The sequence below is a fragment of the Gloeocapsopsis sp. IPPAS B-1203 genome (assembly GCF_002749975.1).
Lineage (GTDB): Bacteria > Cyanobacteriota > Cyanobacteriia > Cyanobacteriales > Chroococcidiopsidaceae > Gloeocapsopsis.
Map to the genome: position 1 here is coordinate 27,826 of NZ_PEIG01000007.1, position 16,204 is coordinate 44,029.

Annotated in this window: 15 protein-coding genes and 1 other RNA gene; 11 read left to right on the forward strand and 5 right to left on the reverse strand. The window is 41.1% G+C overall.

From position 1 onward, the window contains the following. Window positions 1-33: 33 nt before the first annotated feature. A complete protein-coding gene (gene lnt / locus CSQ79_RS13820) occupies window positions 34-1,590 on the forward strand; it encodes an apolipoprotein N-acyltransferase (protein WP_099701979.1) in 1,557 nt (518 codons plus the stop codon). Window positions 1,591-1,654: 64 nt separating this feature from the next. Here lnt and CSQ79_RS13825 read toward each other — a convergent pair whose 3' ends face one another. The 3 genes from CSQ79_RS13825 to CSQ79_RS13835 all read right to left on the reverse strand — a co-directional run bounded on the left by CSQ79_RS13825 (window position 1,655) and on the right by CSQ79_RS13835 (window position 4,391). After that, window positions 1,655-2,524: an alpha/beta fold hydrolase gene (locus CSQ79_RS13825; protein ID WP_099701765.1), complete on the reverse strand. Its 870-nt coding sequence runs from the start codon at window positions 2,522-2,524 to the stop codon at window positions 1,655-1,657. Window positions 2,525-2,528: 4 nt separating this feature from the next. Next, the gene (gene purT, locus CSQ79_RS13830) at window positions 2,529-3,689 is read right to left on the reverse strand and encodes a formate-dependent phosphoribosylglycinamide formyltransferase (RefSeq protein ID WP_099701766.1); all 1,161 of its coding nucleotides are present in this window, start codon (window positions 3,687-3,689) and stop codon (window positions 2,529-2,531) included. 219 nt (window positions 3,690-3,908) lie between these two features. Then, on the reverse strand, window positions 3,909-4,391 hold the full coding sequence (locus tag CSQ79_RS13835; RefSeq protein WP_099701767.1) for a pentapeptide repeat-containing protein: 483 nt from the start codon (window positions 4,389-4,391) through the stop codon (window positions 3,909-3,911). Window positions 4,392-4,641: 250 nt separating this feature from the next. On the opposite strand from CSQ79_RS13835, the gene CSQ79_RS13840 reads away from it, so the two are divergent. Further along, entirely contained in the window at window positions 4,642-7,575 is a 2,934-nt protein-coding gene (locus CSQ79_RS13840; RefSeq protein WP_099701768.1) for a zinc-dependent metalloprotease, read from the forward strand. A 103-nt stretch (window positions 7,576-7,678) separates the two neighbouring features. Beyond that, entirely contained in the window at window positions 7,679-8,959 is a 1,281-nt protein-coding gene (locus CSQ79_RS13845) for an MFS transporter (protein WP_099701769.1), read from the forward strand. A gap of 132 nt (window positions 8,960-9,091) precedes the next feature. Here CSQ79_RS13845 and panB read toward each other — a convergent pair whose 3' ends face one another. After that, entirely contained in the window at window positions 9,092-9,868 is a 777-nt protein-coding gene (gene panB, locus CSQ79_RS13850; RefSeq protein ID WP_099701770.1) for a 3-methyl-2-oxobutanoate hydroxymethyltransferase, read from the reverse strand. A gap of 475 nt (window positions 9,869-10,343) precedes the next feature. Between panB and CSQ79_RS13855 the strand changes: the two genes are divergently transcribed. The 4 genes from CSQ79_RS13855 (at window position 10,344) to CSQ79_RS13870 (ending at window position 14,180) form a co-directional block, all read left to right on the forward strand. Further along, window positions 10,344-11,774 (forward strand): form I ribulose bisphosphate carboxylase large subunit, encoded by a 1,431-nt coding sequence (locus CSQ79_RS13855; protein WP_099701771.1) that lies wholly within the window; start codon window positions 10,344-10,346, stop codon window positions 11,772-11,774. 103 nt (window positions 11,775-11,877) lie between these two features. Further along, window positions 11,878-12,279, forward strand: a complete 402-nt coding sequence (rcbX, locus tag CSQ79_RS13860) for a RuBisCO chaperone RbcX (RefSeq protein ID WP_099701772.1) — start codon at window positions 11,878-11,880, stop codon at window positions 12,277-12,279. A 44-nt stretch (window positions 12,280-12,323) separates the two neighbouring features. After that, window positions 12,324-12,674, forward strand: coding sequence for a ribulose bisphosphate carboxylase small subunit (locus CSQ79_RS13865; RefSeq protein ID WP_099701773.1), 351 nt, complete (start codon window positions 12,324-12,326; stop codon window positions 12,672-12,674). A gap of 117 nt (window positions 12,675-12,791) precedes the next feature. After that, on the forward strand, window positions 12,792-14,180 hold the full coding sequence (locus CSQ79_RS13870; protein ID WP_099701774.1) for a RuBisCO small subunit-like domain-containing protein: 1,389 nt from the start codon (window positions 12,792-12,794) through the stop codon (window positions 14,178-14,180). A gap of 7 nt (window positions 14,181-14,187) precedes the next feature. Here the strand turns inward: CSQ79_RS13870 and CSQ79_RS13875 are convergent, their stop codons facing one another. Further along, a complete protein-coding gene (locus CSQ79_RS13875) occupies window positions 14,188-14,742 on the reverse strand; it encodes a 2'-5' RNA ligase family protein (RefSeq protein WP_289501127.1) in 555 nt (184 codons plus the stop codon). Window positions 14,743-14,798: 56 nt separating this feature from the next. Between CSQ79_RS13875 and CSQ79_RS13880 the strand changes: the two genes are divergently transcribed. From CSQ79_RS13880 to CSQ79_RS13895, 4 genes are all read left to right on the forward strand, one after another. Then, window positions 14,799-15,065, forward strand: a complete 267-nt coding sequence (locus tag CSQ79_RS13880) for a YciI family protein (RefSeq protein ID WP_099701776.1) — start codon at window positions 14,799-14,801, stop codon at window positions 15,063-15,065. A gap of 110 nt (window positions 15,066-15,175) precedes the next feature. Then, an RNA gene (ffs, locus tag CSQ79_RS13885) (signal recognition particle sRNA small type) lies at window positions 15,176-15,272 on the forward strand. A 25-nt stretch (window positions 15,273-15,297) separates the two neighbouring features. Continuing rightward, window positions 15,298-15,675 carry a phasin family protein gene (locus tag CSQ79_RS13890; protein ID WP_099701777.1) on the forward strand — a complete coding sequence of 126 codons (378 nt, stop codon included), beginning with the start codon at window positions 15,298-15,300 and terminating at the stop codon, window positions 15,673-15,675. A gap of 133 nt (window positions 15,676-15,808) precedes the next feature. Continuing rightward, window positions 15,809-16,204 (forward strand): hypothetical protein, encoded by a 396-nt coding sequence (locus CSQ79_RS13895; protein WP_099701778.1) that lies wholly within the window; start codon window positions 15,809-15,811, stop codon window positions 16,202-16,204.

Sequence of the window (16,204 nt, forward strand, 5' to 3'; positions counted from 1 at the left end):
AGATTGAGTAAACAGTACGATCAGAGGTGGGCAATGCTTGCCTCTGGTTTTCTTGCTTTAGCTGGTGGTATGCTCATGGGGCTGACTGTCGCCCCTGTCGAAGCATGGTTTTTGGCATGGATCGCACTAGTCCCTTTATGGGTATTGGTTGCATCTCCCACAAAACGAAAAACTAAACTACTCTCAGCGGTACTGTGGGGAATTGGCTATCACGGTATCGCTTTATCTTGGATTACTGGCGTTCATCCGATGATGTGGATGGGAGTCCCGTGGCTTGCAAGTATTGCGATCGCACTATTTTGCTGGGCTGCGATTACACTTTGGGGCGCAGTCTTAGTAACAATTTGGGCAGTCTGTATGACTGTTTTCAGCCAAGGTTCAGGAATCACCCGCATTCTCATTGGCATTGCATTGTGGTGTGGTTTAGAAAGTTTATGGAGTTTAGGACCTTTATACTGGACTTCACTGTCCTACACTCAAAGCCCTCATAACTTAGTCATTCTCCATCTAGGACAACTTTCTGGTTCCCTCACTGTTACAGCTGCAATTGTTGCAGTCAACGCCTTATTAGCTGAAGCATGGATGAAATATGAGAGATCAGGCGGGGGTTGGGGGTCAGGGATCAAGGATAAAAGGGCTGCAATAAGAGTATTTGCCAGTGGCTGCATACTTTTTGTGACGTTACATCTTGTTGGGTTTGGTTTATATAATCGCCCTTTGGTACAACAACCAGAGACTGCTTTGAGAGTAGGAATTATTCAAGGTAATATTCCTAATCCGATCAAACTTTATCCTGAAGGATTGCGACGAGCGATCGCAGGTTACACTGAAGGCTATCTTACCTTAGTTGATCAAGGAGTTGAGGCAGTTCTGACACCAGAAGGGGCTTTACCTTTTATGTGGAGTGAGGTACAGCGTACTTCTTTGTACTCGGCCGTACAAGAAAAAGGCGTAACCGCTTGGATCGGTGCATTTGGCGAACAAGGACAAAGTTACACCAACAGCATATTTACTCTTACTGAAAAAGGCGAATTCAGTCGCTACGACAAAGTCAAATTAGTACCGATTGGTGAATACATTCCATTTGAACAGGTTTTAGGAGGATTAATTCAACGGTTGTCTCCCCTAGAAGCTAGACAAGTACCAGGTTTGCCAGATCAAATATTTGACACACCTTTTGGACGTGCGATCGCCGTAATTTGTTATAGTTCTGCGTTCCCTGAACAAGTACGATATCAAGCAGCAGCAGGCGGACAATTTATCCTCAGCGCTGCAAACAACGCACATTACAGCCCTTCAATGCCAGCACAACACCATGCTCAAGATACCATGCGAGCAATAGAAACAGAGCGTTGGGCAGTACGCGCAACAAATACAGGTTACTCAGGTATTGTCGATCCGCACGGTAGAACATTGTGGATATCTGACATCAACACTTACGAATTACATGCAGAAACAATCTATCGACGTACTACACAAACTTTATATGTTCGTTGGGGAGATTGGCTGACACCTTTACTATTAGGATTAGCTGTAGTAGTTAAATTGACTGAATTGTATGTAAGTTACCCTAATTCAAGTGAAAGATAGCCGTTAAGTATAGGCAAGCAAGTTATCTACCCCACATCTTAATATTAAATAGATATTACATAAGCTACACATCATTTAAATACGCTTGAATATAATTAGCTAAAATTTTTGGTTGTTCTAATTGGGGAACATGACCGCAATTCTTTAACCAAATTAGTTGAGAATGTGCGATCGCCTGTTGAAACTTCGTTGCATCATTTACACTCAAAGTATCATCGCGATCTCCCCATAAAATCAGTGTAGGTTGACTAATTTCGTGAATTTTATCTGCTAAATCACCATATCCACCACTTTTCATAAAACTCAGCATTGCTTCATACCAATTAGGCATATCTAAATGTAATGATGCACAACGTATTGCTTCTAGAGAATCCGAGTAATTTCCCCAGTAGAGTGCTTGAAGTTTACGCTGTCGCCAATACTCTATTGCTAAATAATCAAAAGGTGAAAACAAAAACTTACCAAGCGGAAAATCACCACTAAAACCTACACTATTAATCAAAATTAATTTTTCCACTGCTTGCGGATAATCCAATGCAAAATCAATTGCTGTTGCGCCTCCCATCGAAGCACCAACTAATGTCAATGGTTGATCGATCAGCTTCCAGAAACTATTAAGATGAGCTTTAATTGAGTTTGGATTGTATTCAATTTCTCTCATTCTTTCAGTAAAACCAAATCCGAGTAGATCGACTGCCCAAGTCTGACGAGATTTAGCGAGTAATGGTAGAAGATAGCGAAACTCTAAGACTGAACTATCAAATCCATGTAGCAGTAAAATTGGTTTACCTGTACCTTGACACACATAAGCTGTCGCGATCGCCTGTTTACTCAACGAAGTTACAATCGACTTACGCTGAATACTTTGAGCTAAAGCAATTGCTGCCTTTTCCTTAAGTAGCTGTACTTGCGATGGTAGAAAGGTAGGAAACATATTTTTAAACAACTTTAACTTTGCTGGCAGCTTGTAGTGCTTTTTCTCTTGCTTCCTCTACATTTATACCTTTAGCCAAGGCTACTCCCATTCGTCGCCCTGGGCGTGCATCTGGCTTGCCAAATAAGCGCAATTCAACATTTTCTGCTAAAGCCTCTGCAACACCAGTATATGAAACTCGATTGGCGTATTCATGAGCTAAGATAACTGCACTTGCTGAAGGTGCTAACAATTCAATTTGCGGTATCGGTAATCCTAAAACAGCCCGCAGGTGTAACTCAAACTCATTAAGATTTTGCGAAATTAATGTTACCATGCCTGTATCATGAGGTCGAGGTGAAAGTTCCGAAAATATGACTTCATCTTTGGTAACAAAAAACTCTACTCCAAAAATTCCTGCACCACCCAAAGCATCAGTAACTTTTTGGGCGATCGCCTGTGCTTCAACTAATAACTCATTTGAAATTTTAGCAGGTTGCCAAGATTCTTGATAATCTCCATTTTCTTGACGATGTCCAATTGCTGGACAAAAAAATGTTGGCGCATTCCACTGCTTAATTGTTAAGAGTGTAATTTCAGTTTGAAACTGAATAAATTCTTCAACAATAAGTTTTTGACTATCTCCTCTGGAATTTTTTATGGCATAATTCCAAGCTGTTGTTACTTCCTCAGGTTGATAAACTACTGCTTGACCTTTTCCTGATGAAGACATAATTGGTTTAACTACATTTGGAAAACCAATAACTTGAGCAGCGGTAACTAATTCATCTAAACTAGCCGCATAAGCATATTTAGCAGTCCGAATTCCAAGTTGAACGTGTGCTAGTTCGCGAATGCGATCGCGGTTCATTGTAAAATTAGTTGCTTTAGCAGTTGGGATAACAGTAATCCCGCGTTGTTCAAATTCAAGTAATTTTTCAGTTCTAATTGCTTCAATTTCTGGAATAATGAAATCGGGTTGATGTTTCTCTATAACAGCTTCTAAATCATCACCATTCAACATAGAAATAACTTCACATCCATCAGCAACCTGCATTGCTGGGGCATTAGCATAACGATCAACCGCAACAATAAAATTTCCTAGCCGTTGCGCTGCAATCACAAATTCTTTACCTAGTTCGCCTGAACCAAGTAACAGAAACTTTCGCGGAAGTGTTAAAATCATGCCTTTTGCTTGAGAATTCTTTTTACTAAAAACACTTTACGCCAAAAGCGAAACCCTCTGTATGACCCATTCATTTTTTATTGAAGATAAGCTAAAACTACCCTTCACAATTCTGAAGTTGCTATCTAATAAACAAAGGGTATATAAGTATATTCACTGAAGTAAGCTATCTTAATGTGTTTTTTTATACTTTGAATAGTTAAATATTTTAAATATAATTCAATCGAACTGAGCGTTACGTATTATTAAATTCTGTCGCTGAATATCAGTTAGTCCAATACCCGTACCAAAATTACAGTTCTCAACTATCGTCTCCAACCAAATCGTTGCATTTAATGTTGCACCAGTCAAATTAGCATTTCTCAAGTTTGCCCTCGTAAAATTGGCAAATATTAAATCAGCATTAACAAGACTACTACCTTGCAAGTTTGCACTAGATAAATCGCCCCGAATCAAATTGCTGTGGTCTAAAATTAAATTAGATAGATCTGCACCTTGAAGCTGAGGAAATTTGACACGACTAGGGTTTTGAAAAAAACGCATAACACAAGCTATGTTTGCTTCGTTTAAGTGTATTTGCGTTAAGAAATCAGCATAACGTGCTAAACCAAGCTGCTGAAGTTGTAGTGAACGTTGACAGCTATCTTTTTGGAGAAACTGCTTGCACACGTCGTAGAGGTTATGAGTTGCAGAATTTAACATTAATGCTAATAACAATTAATTTTGTACATAACTTCTCAGCATCCTGCTGAATTAAATGTAAAAGTAAGATATGACTGTTAATAAAATAACAATTTTTGGGAATAATACACACTAGCAAGCAGGGCTTCTAGTCTAATATTCGTGTTAACTCAGGATAACAAGATAGCTTGTGGTGGTGAGGAAATGAAGGAATTAGTAAACACTGCTATATAAATTTAAACGCTGAGAAACCAGTGAAGGAATTGGTGGGATGAAGAGGCTACCATTATATATTGTATTACTACAAAGTTTATTATTTGTTGGGATTAAACCGGCGATCGCTGGGATTGCTGCTATACCTTCGCAGTCACAACTAACAGAGATTCCAACAGAGGACAACCCTTTGCAAAAGCTACCACCAGGAGTGTGGGTACTCCAAGATGACAAGCCACAGCGTCAACCGTTTGTTTGGGTAGCAGATAATGACAAAACGGCAAAACAGCCATTTTTACAACCTGTCAAAGACGAAAACAAACCTAATATTCCAGAATATTTAGTAACAAAAAATACAAATAAGCAAGCTGACTTACAACCGTTTCATGAGGTTGTTAAAGATACAACAAAAGTAGCAGGATTATATACTCTCTACACGCACAAAGATACAGGCAAAATTTATTTGGAGATCAAGCCGCAGCAGTTAAATCAAAACTTCTTGGGCACGATTACTATGGAATCGGGTATTGGCGAACGTGGAATTTATAGTGGAATGCCTTTACAAGACTTCTTATTTTATTTTCGTCGTGTTAACAATAACTTACATTTTGTAGTACGCAACGTAAACTTTCGGACAAGTCCTGGAGATCCGCAAGCGCGATCGCTAGCACGTTCGTTTAGTGATTCGGTTCTTTACGCTTTACCGATCAAAAGCATTCATCCCCAAAATCAAACAATTCTTGTAGATTTAGGAGATCTTCTCCTCAGTGATGTTCCAGGGTTATCGTCGCACCTGTCAACAATGCTGTCAGTTCCCTATCAACTTGACAGCAAAAAATCGCATTTTGGTGATGCTAAAGCTTTTCCCTTAAATGTTGAGATCGAGTCAGTCTATGGCTTTTCTTCAACCAATAGTAGTAATCCAGCAAATTTATCAACAATACCAGATAGCCGCGCCTTAACTCTGCGCGTCCGCTACAGTTTTTCTGAATTACCCAAAAACAGCAATTATCGTCCGCGTCTAGCTGATGAACGCGTGGGCTATTTTATTACAGCTTATCAGGACTTTTCCAATGACGATCGCAGCGATCCTTTCGTTCGTTACATTAATCGCTGGGATCTCGAAAAACAAGATCCCAATGCCCCGCTATCACTACCCAAAAAGCCGATTGTCTTTTGGATTGAAAATGCTGTTCCGCTAGAATACCGCGAAGCGATCAAAGAAGGCGTTTTGATGTGGAACCAAGCTTTTGAAAAAGCAGGATTTAAAGATGCTATACAAGTCAAGCAAATGCCTAATGATGCTAAGTGGGACCCTGCTGATGTGCGCTATAACACAATTCGCTGGATTAACACCGTCGATGGCTTTTTTGCTTTAGGACCATCTCGCGTTAATCCTTTAACAGGAGAAATCTTAGATGCCGATATTTTAGTTGATGCTAGCTTTGTCCGCCGACTTAAGCACGAATATCGTAATTTAATCCAACAACATCAAACACAACCAACATCATTACTATCTCATATGATGGGGGCTTCTGGTAATCTTTGTACCAATGAGTTACGCCAGGGTGACTCACAACCAACCTTAGCAAGTGCCGCTGGTATTGCCAGCCCAGTTCCTTCGCGTTTGTCACCGCTATCACAAATGGCAATAGAATACGATCTGTGTTATGGCATTGAGGCACTCAACCAGTTTGCGATCGGGTCCTTAGCACTATCGCTGTTTCAAGACACAGCACCAAACAGCGATCAGATGAAAGATTATATTCATCAATACTTACGACTCATTATCGCTCATGAAATAGGACACACTTTGGGTCTACGGCACAATTTCCGTGGTAGCACATTATTGCAACCAGAAGAATTAAATAATACAACTGTTACCCAAATTAGGGGTTTGACAACCTCGGTGATGGATTACATTCCACCAAATTTAGCACCACAAGGAATGCAGCAAGGAGATTATTTTCCCTCAGTTGTTGGTCCTTACGATGTTTGGGCAATTCAATATGGCTATACCCCAACTGATGCAGCACACCCGATCGCTGAAAAGCCGTTTTTAGATGAAATCGCACAGCGTTCCGCACAATCAGAACTCGCCTATGCTACTGATGAAGATTTGTTTGACCTCGATCCCGAAGTGAATGCTTGGGATAATAGTAGTGATGTGCTGCGTTACTCACAGTGGCAATTGGAAAACTCGCGTGTGATGTGGGATCGCTTGCATAAACGTTATCCAAAAACAGGAGAAAGTTATGCCAAATTGAGTGAGTTATTTGATGCGGTGTTTCTACATTACCTGCGCCATACTTACTACACAACGAAATACATTGGTGGGCAAACTTTCTCACGCAACCATGCTGGAGATCCTGACGGGAGACTACCATTTGAACCTGTACCTGTAGAAAAACAGCGTCAAGCGCTAGCAACATTAGAGAAATACATCTTTGCAGCGGATGCTTTTAATTTTCCACCCGATTTACTCAACAAATTAGCACCGTCACGATGGCGACACTGGGGTAGCGATGTCACGCTAGGGCGTCTTGACTACCCAATTCACGATAGTGTGAACTTGATGCAAAGTTTGGTACTCAAAGAGTTACTCTCAGGCGATCGCTTGGTTCGTTTGCGTGATATTGAACTCAAAAGTGAAGCTGAAACTGTATTAACGCTACCAGAGTTATTTGATACTCTCCAAAATGATATTTGGACAGAAGTCATCGAACCAGACCGACGCAATCCTGATATTAATAGTCTACGTCGTGCTTTACAACGAGAACACCTAAAGATTCTCACGGCAATGGTGCTACGTAACTCCTCTGTACCAGAAGATGCCCGTACACTTGCTTGGTATAAACTAAGACAACTTCGCGGTCACTTGAATCGAACTTTATCGCGCTCAAATAAGTTTGATGAATATACAAAAGCCCATTTAGAAGAAACACGCGATCGCATCGAAAAAACACTCAATGCTCAAATGCAATCGCGATAATCATAAGAAGTTAGGGTAGATAGGTAGTATCTAATATCTAGAGTGGTTAGTGATTAGTAATGAGTGATGAGCAACTAGTCACTAGCAACTAGCAACTAGCCACATGACTTATTTGCCCTATTTCTTTCAACTATCAAACCGACAAGTTTGGTTTCAAGCGATCGGTCGATTACTCTACCAAACAGGTTATGGGTTGATTCAGTTTTACATTCCGCTGATCTTCGTTAAACAAATAGGTTTATCTGCAACTGCAGTCGGAATTGGAATTGGTAGTGGTTCCCTTGCGGGTGTTATCGGTCATTTCTTGGGTGGCTATCTAGCAGATTCTCAGTATGGTCGTAAAAAAACACTATTCATCTCTGCTATTTTGTCAATCTTTGCTGCACTTGTTTTGGTGCTGACTCACAATTTACCACTGCTAGTTGTTGCAAACTTAATTATGGGTTTGAGTGCGGGTTGTTATTGGACTGCAGCTGATGCTGCAGTGATTGATGTAACAACTTCAGAACAGCGTCACCATGCATTCGCAATTTTAGTTCTAGCAGACAGTATAGGTAATGGTCTAGGAGTTTTTAGCGGGGGATTATTGCTTACCCTGGTTCATCGCATTGAAGCACTTTTTGTTTTGAGTGGAGTTTTGTTTCTTGTATTTCTGGTGCTCATTCAAGTTGCGATTATTGAAACACGGCATGACACTTCTCATGATACCAATACACTTCAAGGATTTGCGATCGCTCTCAAAGATCGCGCTCTGAGGCTATTTGTTGTTGTTAATGTTCTGTTTACTACTTATGTTGCTTTAGTTAGCAGCACTTTACCTCTATACTTCACATTGCTACCGCAGAATACAACTCAAAATACAGCAAGCTCATTAACAAGTGTTGCCAATCTATTTACATGGTGTTATGTCGGTTTGGGCGCAGTCTTACAGTTACCTCTTGTCCAAATTTTAGGCTCATTAGTAAAAATCAAAGTTTTAATGATTTCTATGCTATTGTGGGGGACAGGATTTTTCTTAGTTTGGGCTACTGGAGTAGATTCATCAATCCGGTTTGCATTGATAGTTGCTGCATTTAGCGTGTTATCAGTTGCCTCCATTATCTATAAACCTTTTGCTCCAGCAATTGTTGCCGAGTTAGCACCGCCTTCACTACGAGGAGTGTATCTAGCAATCAGCTACCAATGTTGGTCTATTGGTTATTTTATTGGTCCTATTGTTGGAGGTTGGGCAATAGATCAACCACAAAATATTTCTCACCATTCATGGTTAGTTGTCGCTCTAAGTACTCTTTGCGGTATTCTTGCTTTATATGTTCTGGCACGGCACAAAGTAACTAACGAATCTGTTGTGGCAGTCGAAGAGTCAATATCAATTGCTCGATAGCATAAATGTTTAGCGAATTTATTCGCTGCGACATAAATTAAAGTCTACCTCTACGGACTTACAAACAAAACTCTAACTCTTGAATGTGCACTTGTTCGCTTTGTTTGGGCAACCTCGAAGAGCATTTATAATTCACTTTTTAGGAAACTGGCGATCGCGTACTTCCACTGCAAAACTCTGTACAGCTTGAGCGATCGCCTCACTCAAATTGGCATACATTTTGGCGAAAGGCGGTTGTTTCTCGGATAAACCCAACAAATCAGACGTGACTAATACTTGCCCATCACATCCAGAACCAGCACCAATTCCAATCGTAGGAATTGTGAGTTTCTGCGTAATTTGAGCAGCCAACTCTGAAGGAATATGTTCTAGGACAATACTAAATGCGCCTGCAGCTTCTAAAGCGATCGCTTCAGTAATCAACCTTTCGCTATCTGTTGATGTTTTGCCTTGTTGACGTAACCCTAACTGATGAACTGATTGGGGGGTTAAACCAATATGTCCCATTACGGGAACTCCAGCTTGGACTAAATGCCCTACAGTCTCTACAATTGCCGGATATCCACCTTCAATCTTTACAGCCTGTACCCCTGCTTCTTTTAAAGCTCTACCCGCTGAATGCATCGCTTGCTGAAAGCTTTCTTGATAAGTCAAAAAAGGTAAGTCGAACACAACTAGCGCATTTTTCACACCTCGGCGTACAGCCTTTGCGTGATGCAACATTTCTTCTAGTGTCAGAGGTATAGTTGTCTCGTAACCTAGCATACCTGCCAACGAATCACCTACTAAGATCAAATCTACGCCAGATTTATCTAATAACCTTCCTGTTGTGTAATCCCAAGCAGTAAGAGCGACAATTGTTCGCCCTTGTTGTTTCCATTGGATAAGTTGCTGGGTAGTGATGGGCATATGTCACTGGTCGTTGGCGAAAGGCAGTCAGAAATATACTGAGTGAAAAGAGCACTATCTTAAGTATGCCAGATTAAATTTAGCTACTTGCTCTCAAAGCAGTCCTGGCAAGTTGTCGCTGTCCACATCGCACTATGCTATTGAGTTTTGTTAAGTAGTATCTCTTTTTGTTTTTATTTGTCTATAACATAGAACTAAAACTTCACTGCATTACGCCAGCACTTTAAAAAGAGATTTACTACTTTTAGTTATATTTTTCCCAAATCCAACGATTTCTTAATTAATTTGGAAAATGTATTTTTTACTACATTTCAAATATTATATCACAAAAATTAATATTTCGTAAGATTTATAAAGTTTAATTATCAAACTATACAGCAGATTTAAATCTTAACTTATTAAATCCTTGGTATAGTTTTCCTAAGGAAGCTTGCTACTTAGCAAGTGGAAGTGAGTGACTTCTTGGGAAGAAAATATGTCTTACGCTCAAACAAAGACTCAGACAAAAACTGGGTATCAGGCAGGGGTTAAAGATTACAGACTAACCTATTACACCCCAGATTACACACCTAAAGATACGGATATTCTAGCGGCGTTCCGCGTCACTCCTCAGCCTGGAGTTCCTCCAGAAGAAGCTGGAGCTGCTGTGGCTGCTGAGTCTTCCACAGGTACATGGACAACAGTGTGGACAGACTTATTAACCGACCTAGATCGCTACAAAGGTCGTTGCTACGATATCGAACCGGTTCCAGGTGAAGACAACCAGTTTATCTGCTACGTTGCTTACCCATTGGATCTGTTTGAGGAAGGTTCTGTTACCAATATGTTGACCTCGATTGTAGGTAACGTATTTGGTTTTAAAGCGCTACGTGCATTACGTTTGGAAGACTTGCGGATTCCTGTTGCTTATTTGAAAACCTTCCAAGGACCTCCGCATGGTATTCAAGTTGAGCGTGACAAACTAAACAAGTATGGTCGTCCATTACTAGGTTGTACGATCAAACCAAAGCTTGGTCTATCGGCTAAGAACTACGGACGTGCAGTTTATGAATGCTTGCGTGGTGGATTAGACTTCACCAAAGACGATGAAAACATTAATTCGCAGCCTTTCATGCGCTGGCGCGATCGCTTCTTGTTCGTAGCAGAAGCAATCCATAAATCTCAAGCAGAAACAGGTGAAATTAAAGGTCACTACCTCAATGTTACTGCTCCTACCTGTGAGGAAATGATGAAGCGGGCTGAGTTCGCTAAAGAACTTGATATGCCCATTATCATGCACGACTACTTAACTGGTGGTTTTACTGCTAATACCACTTTGGCGCGTTGGTGTCGCGATAACGGTGTCCTGCTACACATCCACCGTGCGATGCACGCAGTCATCGACCGTCAAAAGAACCACGGTATGCACTTCCGCGTATTAGCAAAATGCTTGCGGATGTCTGGTGGCGACCACTTACACTCTGGTACTGTAGTTGGTAAGCTTGAGGGTGAGCGCGGCATTACAATGGGCTTCGTTGACTTAATGCGCGAAAACTATGTAGAGCAAGATCGCGATCGCGGTATCTTCTTTACTCAAGATTGGGCTTCTATGCCTGGTGTTATGCCTGTAGCTTCTGGTGGTATCCATATTTGGCATATGCCAGCGCTAGTAGAAATCTTTGGTGATGATTCCTGCTTGCAATTTGGTGGCGGTACTCTGGGACATCCTTGGGGTAACGCGCCTGGTGCAACTGCTAACCGCGTCGCACTAGAAGCTTGTATTCAAGCTCGTAACGAAGGTCGCAGTTTGGCTCGTGAAGGTAATGATGTTATCCGCGAAGCCGCTAAGTGGAGTCCTGAACTTGCTGTTGCTTGCGAACTCTGGAAAGAAATCAAGTTTGAGTTTGAGGCAATGGATACACTCTAATAGGCAAGTGGCAAGAGGCAAGAGGTAACAGTAGAGATGAAGTTGAATCTAACTCGCTCCTCGCCCCTCGCTCCTCGCCCCTCTTGTTCGGCTGGGGTCAAGCATGGATTTAAAAAAAATTGCGAAAGATACAGCTAAAACGCTCTCAAGCTACCTGACTTATCAGGCAATGAGAACGGTACTAGCTCAGATCAGCGAAACTAATCCGCCTCTAGCATTTTGGCTGCATCGCTTTTCTTCTCAAGAAGTCATTCAAGATGGAGAAGCATACATCAATAAGTTGTTTCAAGAGAAACCTGATTTAGCTTTGCGGATCATGGTTGTCAGAGAACACATAGCACAGGAAGTTGTTGACTTTCTTCCTGAGATGGTTCTGCTTGACATTCAACAAGCCAACATGGAACACCGCAGACAGCACTTAGAGCGGATTACGCAACTTGAATCTAACCCCAGCTATGAGGAACAAGCAACAACTGAGACTAATTTGGACAATCCCTCCAATTAGTACAACACCCTAATCGATCAGAGCAAAACACTTTTTTTGAAGATATGCAAACTTTACCCAAAGAGCGTCGCTACGAAACCCTGTCTTATCTCCCACCTCTAAGCGATGCTCAGATTAATAAGCAGATCCAGTACATTCTGAATCAAGGTTATATTCCAGGAATTGAGTTCAACGAATCTTCTGAGCCAGAGCAACACTATTGGACACTTTGGAAATTACCTTTATTTGGTGCTAAAAGTACTCAAGAAGTACTCAACGAGGTTCAAGCTTGTCGTTCACAGTATAGCAATTGCTACATTCGCGTAGTAGGCTTTGATAACGTTAAGCAATGTCAAATTCTGAGCTTTATCGTGCATAAACCAAATCAAAATAGCAGCTACGGCGGTAGATACTAAATTGGTGTTTGAATATATGGGGAAGCTGTAACTGAGTCGTCTATCCCCTGGTAAAAGAGGTAGCAAATCTGCCTCTTTTTTTGCTGAATTAAGCTTTAAATTGTTAATCGTAAATTTATGAGTTACTACATTTCTCCTCGTTTTCTTGATAAACTTGCAGTTCACATTACAAAAAACTTTCTCGATCTTCCAGGAATTCGAGTACCAGTGATTTTAGGTATTCATGGACGTAAAGGAGAAGGTAAAACATTCCAGTGCGGATTGGTTTTTGAGCGCATGGGAATTGAGGTTATCCACATTTCAGGCGGAGAACTTGAAAGTCCAGATGCTGGAGATCCAGCAAGGTTGATCCGTCTACGCTATCGCGAAGCCGCGGAATTAATTAAAGTGCGTGGCAAAATGGTTGCTTTAATGATTAATGATCTCGATGCTGGGGCGGGAAGATTTGACGAAGGAACGCAGTATACAGTCAACACGCAGTTAGTAAACGCTACATTGATGAATATTGCTGATAATCCTACTGATGTGCAACTTCCTGGAAGCTACGACTCTACGCCACTGCACCGCGTCCCAATTATCGTTACAGGCAATGACTTTTCTACTTTGTATGCACCACTGATTCGTGAAGGGCGCATGGAAAAGTTCTATTGGGAACCAGATCGCGACGATAAAATTGGTATTGTTGGGGGAATTTTCTCCAATGATGGACTATCTTCTCAAGAAATCGCCCAACTTGTTGATACCTTTTCCAGTCAGGCAGTGGACTTTTTCAGTGCGTTGCGATCGCGTATTTATGACGAACAAATTCGTCGCTTTATCCATGAGATTGGTGTAGAACATGTGTCATTACGTGTGGTAAATAGTACCGAAGGATCGCCAATATTCAAAAAACCTGAGTTTGGTTTGTCACGCCTGATTGAACAAGGCAATTTTATGGTTCAAGAACAGCAACGTGTGGACAATTCGCGCCTAGTTCATGAATATAACCAAGCTTTGTATTATGCAAATCGCAATCCGATTAGTGCTAACCGAGGACAAACACCTCCTCAAACCAAATCAGCACCAGAAAACAAAACGTCTGTACAGCCTGCTGCACAACCACAAATCGAGCAACCCACACTTGAATCAAGGAAACCAACGTATTTTCAACCAAAGCAATATGAACCTAGTTCTTTAAATCCGCCGCGCTATAACGGATTTAACACTTCAATGAACCGTCATAACGAAGTATTGACACGAAGAGTTGGTTTAGCAACATTAGAACAAGTCAAAAACTTAATTGCTCAAGGGTATCATATTGGTATTGAATATGTAGATAAAAGACGTTTTCGTACTAACTCATGGCAAAGCTGTAGCCCTGCGATTTTTGGTGAGTCAGAAGCTGTAATTGCCTTAGAAACCTGCCTGGATGAGCATAACGGCGATTATGTGCGGATCTTTGGTGTCGATCCTAAAAATAAGCGTCGAATTATGGAAACAATTGTACAAAGACCAGATGATAATTAGCAGTTACCTAATTGTTGAAAGTAAATGGAAAAATAGTATGCACAATCCACTTGCCATTATGTATTAATAACGTCACACCACTTGCTATAAACTCGAAATACAACTGCTGGTGTTGAAATTGTGTCCATGCTGCTTTAAAGTTCTGCCGCGTTAAATCTCGAAATGCAACTGTCATATGTGGGGCAAAAGGACGTGTTTTAGAAACAGGATCGACAATTCCTAATAATTCACAATGCGTCATTAAGTCAGCTTGCGCATTTAGTAGTTCTGGAGATTTGCGTACATTGATGTAAATGACACGTGGTGAGAAAGCACCAAATCCATCTAGGACAATGGGTACTAGCGATCGCTGCTGAACAAAATTTTTGAGATGACTTTCTAGTTCATTAACACGCTCAACCTCCCAAAGAAATGGTGGCTGTAATGTAATATGAGGTGGCGATCGCAATGCACCTCGGCTATTATAATGTTCAGCAAAATGTTGCTGGATGTCTCGCACAGAATTTTGAATTTCCAGTGGTGGCAATAAAGCAATAAAATAGCGATTGGTTATTTGAGCCAATCTGATAACCTGTAAAAACTTCTTCTTTATATTAATGCTGAGGACTTGTAACATAAATGCCTTGGTTTGTCAAAATTGAGAAGGGCATCGTCGAAAAGCCGGAGTTTGACCAACACATACCTGCTCACAAAGCTTACGTCAAAGAATTAATTGCCAACGGACATCAAGCCCGTAGTGGCTACTGGGCACAGCGTGGCGGCGGCATGATGATCTTTCAAGCCGAATCACTTGAAGAAGCAAAAGCGATCGTGGCAAAAGATCCTTTAATTCAAAACGGTTGTGTGCAATATCAGCTTTACCAATGGCAAGTTGTAGTTGAGTAGGAATTGAGTAGATGGATAAAAAACTAACTTCAAGAAGGTAATTGCTAAGTGCTAATTGGTTATTGACAAAGAACACTCAAAACTCAAAAGTCCGTGTTATGCTAGGGTTAGACCTGGACCTATGCGATCATAACGCCCAAACCTTGTCAGGACCGGAAGGTAGCAGCAATACGGGATGCTTGTGATAGGCGTAGACTCCGGGTCGCCTTAGTTTAGGGAGCAGATCGTTGCCATGCCTGGATTTGGAGATGTAGTACAAAGAGCTTTTTATCTCGGCGTTGGGCTAGCTTCTTATGCAGGTGAGAAAGCAGGTGTCAAATTAGCAGAGTTGCGATCGCAAGCACAAAAGTTAGCCGATGAAATGGTTTCTCGTGGTGAGATGACCACTGATGAAGCCAAGAAATTTGTAGAAGATTTGATGCAACAAGCGCAACAACCCTCTGCAAATGAACCAAGCTCTGGTGCGCAAAATAGAGAACCACGCCGCATTGAGATCTTGACTGACGATGAACCAACTACAGTACAGCAGGAAGACCAAGATGTAGATAACCTGCGTCAGCAAGTATTAGGACTACAAGAAGAACTACAAAGACTGAAGCGACAACAATAACGAACTAAATAGAATCTAATGACTGCTTGTGTTCACTACTGTTTTTAGACTATAGATTGAATAGGGCAGGCTGACTTAACTAAATCGGTAGCTGATCGCGTCCCTTTGGGAGTAAGCAAGGACGTACTCGTTTATGGAAAAGTGGCAAAAAGACCTTTTTGAAATGCTAGAAACAGTAGCAGATGAAGTAGAACGATTTTTTCAAGGAGTGTCAGACGCTGTAGATTCAGTATTTGAGATTTCTGAAGAAATAACTGAGCAAGTACACAACACGATCGCCATAGAAATTGACCAATATTTAAATGACTTAGTTGATCCATTGCTTGAAGTTTACTGGGAATTAGAAGAATTTGTAGGAGAAGCTGAACATTCTTTTCCGTACGAAGTTGAGCCTAGCCCAGAGCAAAATCCTGCCTGTATTGGTTGTCATCATTACCACGGTCAAGTGTACAACGGAAACTTATTAGTTTGTGCAATGCATCCTTATGGTTGGGATGATAATAACTGTCCAGATTGGGAGCAGTATTAA

Bases quoted from the DNA above. Each gene is read 5' to 3' on its own strand.
- lnt (WP_099701979.1), top strand. From the start codon at position 34: ATGCTTGCCTCTGGTTTTCTTGCTTTAGCTGGTGGTATGCTCATGGGG.
- CSQ79_RS13825 (WP_099701765.1), bottom strand. From the start codon at position 2,524: ATGTTTCCTACCTTTCTACCATCGCAAGTACAGCTACTTAAGGAAAAG.
- purT (WP_099701766.1), bottom strand. From the start codon at position 3,689: ATGATTTTAACACTTCCGCGAAAGTTTCTGTTACTTGGTTCAGGCGAA.
- CSQ79_RS13835 (WP_099701767.1), bottom strand. From the start codon at position 4,391: ATGTTAAATTCTGCAACTCATAACCTCTACGACGTGTGCAAGCAGTTT.
- CSQ79_RS13840 (WP_099701768.1), top strand. From the start codon at position 4,642: ATGAAGAGGCTACCATTATATATTGTATTACTACAAAGTTTATTATTT.
- CSQ79_RS13845 (WP_099701769.1), top strand. From the start codon at position 7,679: ATGACTTATTTGCCCTATTTCTTTCAACTATCAAACCGACAAGTTTGG.
- panB (WP_099701770.1), bottom strand. From the start codon at position 9,868: ATGCCCATCACTACCCAGCAACTTATCCAATGGAAACAACAAGGGCGA.
- CSQ79_RS13855 (WP_099701771.1), top strand. From the start codon at position 10,344: ATGTCTTACGCTCAAACAAAGACTCAGACAAAAACTGGGTATCAGGCA.
- rcbX (WP_099701772.1), top strand. From the start codon at position 11,878: ATGGATTTAAAAAAAATTGCGAAAGATACAGCTAAAACGCTCTCAAGC.
- CSQ79_RS13865 (WP_099701773.1), top strand. From the start codon at position 12,324: ATGCAAACTTTACCCAAAGAGCGTCGCTACGAAACCCTGTCTTATCTC.
- CSQ79_RS13870 (WP_099701774.1), top strand. From the start codon at position 12,792: ATGAGTTACTACATTTCTCCTCGTTTTCTTGATAAACTTGCAGTTCAC.
- CSQ79_RS13880 (WP_099701776.1), top strand. From the start codon at position 14,799: ATGCCTTGGTTTGTCAAAATTGAGAAGGGCATCGTCGAAAAGCCGGAG.
- CSQ79_RS13890 (WP_099701777.1), top strand. From the start codon at position 15,298: ATGCCTGGATTTGGAGATGTAGTACAAAGAGCTTTTTATCTCGGCGTT.
- CSQ79_RS13895 (WP_099701778.1), top strand. From the start codon at position 15,809: ATGGAAAAGTGGCAAAAAGACCTTTTTGAAATGCTAGAAACAGTAGCA.